6 protein-coding genes are annotated in these 5,978 nt (G+C 73.9%); all 6 read left to right on the top strand.

Annotation, left to right across the window (positions count from 1 at the left end):
• Positions 1–649: helix-turn-helix transcriptional regulator (locus N869_RS12275; protein WP_035062118.1), on the top strand; the 649-nt coding region annotated here is incomplete at its 5' end.
• A 9-nt stretch (positions 650–658) separates the two neighbouring features.
• Entirely contained in the window at positions 659–985 is a 327-nt protein-coding gene (locus N869_RS12270) for a hypothetical protein (RefSeq protein WP_035062117.1), read from the top strand.
• A 46-nt stretch (positions 986–1,031) separates the two neighbouring features.
• On the top strand, positions 1,032–1,301 hold the full coding sequence (tatA, locus tag N869_RS12265; protein ID WP_035062115.1) for a Sec-independent protein translocase subunit TatA: 270 nt from the start codon (positions 1,032–1,034) through the stop codon (positions 1,299–1,301).
• A 43-nt stretch (positions 1,302–1,344) separates the two neighbouring features.
• Positions 1,345–2,106, top strand: a complete 762-nt coding sequence (gene tatC / locus N869_RS12260; protein WP_035062119.1) for a twin-arginine translocase subunit TatC — start codon at positions 1,345–1,347, stop codon at positions 2,104–2,106.
• The gene (locus N869_RS12255) at positions 2,106–3,026 is read left to right on the top strand and encodes a diacylglycerol/lipid kinase family protein (protein WP_035062114.1); all 921 of its coding nucleotides are present in this window, start codon (positions 2,106–2,108) and stop codon (positions 3,024–3,026) included. Before tatC ends, N869_RS12255 begins: the two co-directional genes overlap by 1 nt.
• Positions 3,027–3,056: 30 nt before the next feature.
• Positions 3,057–5,840, top strand: a complete 2,784-nt coding sequence (locus N869_RS12250) for a DEAD/DEAH box helicase (protein ID WP_035062113.1) — start codon at positions 3,057–3,059, stop codon at positions 5,838–5,840.
• Positions 5,841–5,978: the final 138 nt, after the last annotated feature.

Below are 5,978 nucleotides of genomic sequence, written 5' to 3'. Positions count from 1 at the left end.
CGGCGCCGACGAGCGCGAGGTGCTGACCAGCACGGTCGCGGCCCTGACCGCCGCGACCGGGGACGGGGCCGGGACCATGGACGTGCACCTGGCGCTCGAGGCGCCCGAGGTGCTCGCCACCGTGCGCACGGCCCTGACCGCCGGACGCAGGTTGCGCCTGCGGTACGTCAACGCCTCGGACGTGACCAGCGAGCGCGAGGTCGACCCGTGGCAGGTGCTCACGGGCGACGACCACGCGTACCTGCAGGCGTGGTGCCGGACCGCGCGGGCCGAGCGGCTGTTCCGGCTGGACCGTGTGCTCCAGGTCGAGGTGCTCCGGGAGCCGGTGACGACCAGCGCGGCCGGGGCGCCCGGGAGGTACCGGCCGTCGGCGGAGTCCTCGACGGTCGAGCTGGTGCTCGGGGGCGGGGCCAGGTGGGTCGCCGAGGAGCTGCCGGTCGAGCAGGTGCGGGACCTGGAGCGGGGGCGGTTCGCGGTCACGCTGCGCTGGTCCTCGGGCGTGTGGTTGCAGCAGCTTCTGCTGCTCCTCGCCCCCCACGTGGTCGACCTGGTCCCGCCGGCGCCGGCACGGGAGGCCGCGTCGGCCGCGGCCAGGGCCCTGGAGGCGTACGCCCGGCCCGTGGGGCCGGGCGAGGACGTCCCCGGTTAGGGTGGTCCGGTGCTCTGGTTCCTGCTCTGGACGTTCCTCGTCCTCGGTGCGTTGGCCGTGCTGGCGTGGGCCGGCCTGACGGTCTACCGCTCGGCGCGCGACCTGCTCGAGGAGCTCGGCAGGGCGTCCGCGGTCGCGGGCGAGGTGTCGGCACGTCTGGAAGAGCTGACGGCCGCCGCCGAGGCCCTGCACCCGGTGCGGCCGGTGGACCTGCGCGACCCGGCACCGGCAAGGGCGAGGCGCGCCGAGGCCAGGGTGCTGCAGGCACGTCGACGGGCCGCCCGCGCCGAACGGCATGAGGCCACGTACCGGCGGTGGCGGTCGTTCTCGCGCTGACGAGGGTTAGCATGGCCGTGCCGTCCAGACGACCCGAAGGGGACCGATGCCAGCCAACATGAGGGGCTGGGAGCTCATCATCATCCTTGTCCTGATCCTGCTGCTGTTCGGGGCCCGTCGGCTTCCGGACCTGGCGCGCAGCGTGGGTCGTTCGATGAAGATCTTCCGTGCGGAGGTCAAGGACCTCCGCACCGACGAGCCCGCACCCCAGGACTCGACACCGTCCGACGACCCGTCGACGGACGCGGCGACCACCGCGGCGCCGTCCGCCGGGGAGGAGCGACGGCCCACCGACGACGGTGACCCCGCGCGCTGACACGACCCGTGGTCGCCGGCCGCGGGGCCGCGGCGGGGCGCAGATGCCGTTGCGCGACCACCTGCGCGAGCTCAGGCGGCGGGTGGTGCTGGCGGCCGCGGGTCTGGTCGTGGGCGCCGTGGCCGGGTGGTTCGTCTTCGACCACCTGTACGCGGCGGTCCAAGCCCCGGTGGTGGCCTTCGGGCGCACCCACGACCAGCTCGTCGCCCTGAACTTCGACGGGATCGCGGCCCCGTTGGACATGCGGATCAAGATGTCGCTGTTCGTCGGGGTGATCGTGTCCAGCCCGTGGTGGATCTACCAGCTGTGGGCCTTCGTCACACCCGGGCTGACCCGTAGGGAGCGGTGGTACACGGTCGGGTTCGTGGCGGCCGCGGTGCCGCTGTTCCTGACGGGGGCCGGCCTGGCGTGGTGGGTGCTGCCGCAGGCCGTGGCCATCCTGGCCGGGTTCACCCCGGCGGAGTCGGTGAACCTCATCGGCGCGCAGGGCTACGTGAGCTTCGTCATGCGGATGGTCCTGGCGTTCGGGCTGGCGTTCCTGCTTCCCGTGCTGATGGTGGGGATGAACGTGGCCGGGGTCGTCCGGGGCCGGACGTGGTTGGTGGGGTGGCGGTGGGCCGTCATGATCGCCTTCGTGTTCGCGGCCATGGCGACGCCCACGGGCGACGCGATCACCATGTTCGCCCTGGCGATACCGATCTGCCTGCTGTACTTCAGCGCCGTGGGGATCTGCCTGCTGGTCGATCGGCGTCGTGCCCACGACCCGCACGAGGAGTCCGCGGACGCCCACGAGCGCCTCGGCTGATGGGGCTCCGGCTCGCGGTGCTCGTGAACCCGACCTCCGGCTCGGGGCGGGGCGCCCGGCAGGGGGCGCGCACGGTGGACCTGCTGCGTCGCCGCGGTCACCTGGTGCGGACCGTGTCTGCTCCGGACCGGGTCGGCGCCGGGCTCCGCGCCGCCGAGGTCGTCGCCGACGGTGTGGATGCCCTGGTCGTCGTCGGTGGGGACGGGACGGTCGGGCTGGGTGTGGGGGCTGTGGCCGGGACAGCGGTGCCGCTGGGGGTGGTCGCGGCGGGCAGCGGCAACGACGTGGCCCGGTCCCTCGGCCTCCCGAGGCACGACCCCGTCCGGGCGGTCAGGCACCTGGAGTCGGCGTTCGCAGCCGGCGGTCGGCTGGTGGACGCCATGACCGTCGCCGCCGCGGACGGTAGTGGTGAACGCTGGTGCATGGGGGTGGTGTCCGCAGGCGTGGACGCGGCGGTCAACGCCCGCGCCAACGCCTCGTCGTGGCCGCGGGGGCGTGCACGGTACGTCCGCGCGCTGGCGGCCGAGCTGCCGGGCTTCAGGCCCTACGGCTACCGCCTGAGGCTCGACGACGGCACGTGGGAGCCGCCCGCCACCCTCGTCGCCGTCGCGAACACCACGAGCATCGGTGGGGGTATGCGGATCGCGCCGGACGCCTGTGCCGACGACGGCCTCCTGGACGTCGTGGTGGCCGGCCCCCTGAGCCGTACCGCGCTGCTGAGGATCTTCCCGTCGGTGTACCGCGGCGCCCACGTGCACCACCCCGTGTGCGAGGTCCGGCGCAGCCGGACGGTGCTGCTGGAGCCTGCGCCCTCCGAGGGGCTTCGGCACCCGCCCACGGCGTTCGCGGACGGGGAACCGGTGGGCCAGGTGCCGCTGCTCGTCCGGGTGCGCCCCGGCGCGCTGACCTTGCTCGCGTGAGCCGGGGCGGCTGTGCCTAGGCTGGCCCCCATGCCCTCCCCGTCCGAACGCTACGCGGCCGCCCGACGTCGGACCGCCGAGCAGCGGACCGAGCTGGCCGGCTTCGCCGCAGGTCTCGACTTCGAGCTCGACGACTTCCAGCGCCAGGGGTGCAGGGCGTTGGAAGGGGGTCGCGGGGTGCTCGTGGCGGCGCCGACCGGGGCGGGCAAGACGGTGGTCGGCGAGTTCGCCGTGCACCTGGCGACCGCCCAGGGTCGTAAGGCGTTCTACACCACCCCGATCAAGGCCCTCAGCAACCAGAAGTACGCCGACCTGGTCCGCAGGTACGGTGCGGAGCACGTGGGGCTGCTGACCGGCGACACGACGGTCAACGGTGAGGCGCCCGTGGTCGTGATGACCACCGAGGTGCTGCGGAACATGCTGTACGCCGGCTCACCCACCCTGGACGGGCTCGGGTTCGTGGTCATGGACGAGGTCCACTACCTCGCCGACCGCTTCCGTGGCCCGGTCTGGGAAGAGGTCATCATCCACCTTCCCGACGACGTGCAGCTGGTGTCGTTGTCGGCGACGGTGTCCAACGCCGAGGAGTTCGGGGACTGGCTCACGATGGTGCGGGGCGACACCGCCGTCGTGGTCAGCGAGGTCCGGCCGGTGCCGTTGTGGCAGCACGTGATGACCCGTGACGACCTGTTCGACCTGTACGCCCAGCACGTGGACCCCACCGACCCGGGTGTGGACCCGCCCATCAACCCGGACCTCGCCGCCGCGCTGGCCCGAGAGGACCGCGCGTCCTCCCGGGCGGGGGACCGCGGCTACCGGGGGCGCGGTGCCCGACGTCCTCCCCGTGCGTCCCGCCGGACGGCCCCCCGGTTCGCGGTCGTGGACGTGCTGGACCGGGCGGCGCTCCTGCCGGCGATCTTCTTCGTGTTCTCCCGCGCCGGGTGCGACGCGGCCGTCGAGCAGTGCCTGGGTGCGGGCCTGCGCCTGACGACGCCCGAGCAGCAGGACCAGATCCGGGAGGTCGTCGAGCGGCGGTGCGCGAGCCTGCCCCCGCAGGACCTGGGCGTGCTGGGGTACTGGTCGTGGGTCCAGGGCCTGGAGCGGGGGATCGCCGCGCACCACGCCGGTCTGCTGCCGCTGTTCAAGGAGACCGTCGAGGACCTGTTCTCCCGCGGGTTGGTCAAGGTCGTCTTCGCGACCGAGACGTTGGCGCTCGGGATCAACATGCCGGCCAGGTCCGTCGTCCTGGACCGGCTCACCAAGTGGGACGGCTCAGGGCACGTGGAGCTCACCCCGGGGGAATACACCCAGCTCACCGGGCGTGCGGGGCGCCGGGGCATCGACGTCGAGGGGCACGCCGTGGTCGTCGACCACGGGGACATGGACCCGGTGGCCCTCGCGGGGCTCGCGTCGCGTCGCCTGTACCCCCTGCGCTCCAGCTTCCGCCCGACCTACAACATGGCGGTGAACCTGGTCGCGCAGGTCGGGCGCGAGCGCGCGCGCGAGGTCCTCGAGACGAGCTTCGCCCAGTTCCAGGCCGACCGTGCCGTGGTCGGTCTGGCGCGTCAGGCCCAGTCGCACGCCGAGGCCCTGGACGGGTACGAGAAGGCGATGGAGTGCCACCTCGGGGACTTCCGGGAGTACGCGGCGCTGCGACGTCGGCTGACGGAGCGGGAACGCAGCCTGTCACGGGAGGAGTCCCGGGCCCGGCACGCCGAGGCGCTGGCGAGCCTGCGGGGCCTGCGCGTGGGGGACGTCGTGGAGATCCCGTCCGGCCGCCGTGCCGGCTACGCGGTGGTGCTCGACCCCGGACGGGACGCGGGTCTGGACGGTCCACGTCCCACGGTCCTCACCGGTGAGCGGCAGGTCCGGACCCTGTCCGCGGCCGACCTCAGCGGCGGGGTGCGCAGGGTGACCACGGTGCGTGTCCCGCGCCAGTTCTCGCCGCGCAAGCCCGCCGCCAGGCGGGACCTGGCAGCGGCGATGCGGTCGGCGCTGGCCGAGCCGCCACGGTTGTCGCCCTCCCGTGGCGGCGGCCGGCGCCCCCGGGGTCAGGACGACACCGTGACGACTCTGCGCAGGCGGCTGCGGTCCCACCCGTGCCACGGCTGCTCCGAGCGGGAGGACCACGCCCGGTGGGCCGAGCGGTACCACCGGCTCAAGCGCGAGCACGACGCGCTGGTGCGCCGCATCGAGGGCCGGACGAGCTCGATCGCACGGGTCTTCGACCGCATCTGCGAGGTGCTGGTCGAGACCGGGTACCTGGAGCATGTGACCGACGAGGGTCGTGATCGTCTGGTCGTCACGCGTGCCGGGCAGGGCCTGCGACGCCTCTACGCCGAGTCCGACCTCCTGGTCGCCGAGTGTCTGCGCCGGGGGGTGTGGGACGGGTTGGACGCGGCCGGGCTGGCTGCGGCGGTCTCGTCCCTGGTGTACGAGGCGCGACGGGAGGACCCCGACCACACGCCGGCGGTGCCGGGGGGCCCGCAGGGGCGGCTCGCGGCCGCCCTGGACGAGCAGGTCCGGGTCTGGTCCCGGTTGGAGGACCTGGAGCAGTCGCGCGGTCTGCAGGCCACCCGGCGGGTGGACCTGGGGCTGGTGGTGCCTGTGCACCGCTGGGCGTCGGGCCGGGGACTGGGGGCGGTCCTGGAGGGGACGGACCTGGCTGCGGGGGACTTCGTGCGGTGGTGCAAGCAGGTGATCGACCTGCTGGACCAGGTGGCGCAGGCCGCGACCAGCCAGGGCACCAGGAGCACGGCCCGACGCGCCGTGGACCAGCTGCGGCGCGACGTGGTGGCGTACAGCTCGGTGTGACGCCCGCGTCGGTGGTGGTGACGTGCCTGGGTTAGGTTCGGCGGGTGCTCACCACCCTGTACCGCAATGCCGTGGTCCACTCCCCGTCGTCGCCGTTCGCCACCGCCGTCCTGGTCGCCGACGGCCAGGTCGCCTGGT

It is taken from the genome of Cellulomonas bogoriensis 69B4 = DSM 16987 (genome assembly GCF_000767165.1).
Taxonomy (GTDB): Bacteria; Actinomycetota; Actinomycetes; order Actinomycetales; family Cellulomonadaceae; genus Actinotalea; species Actinotalea bogoriensis.
The sequence above is the reverse complement of the archived record's forward strand: the minus strand, read 5'-3'. Positions and strand labels throughout refer to the sequence as shown.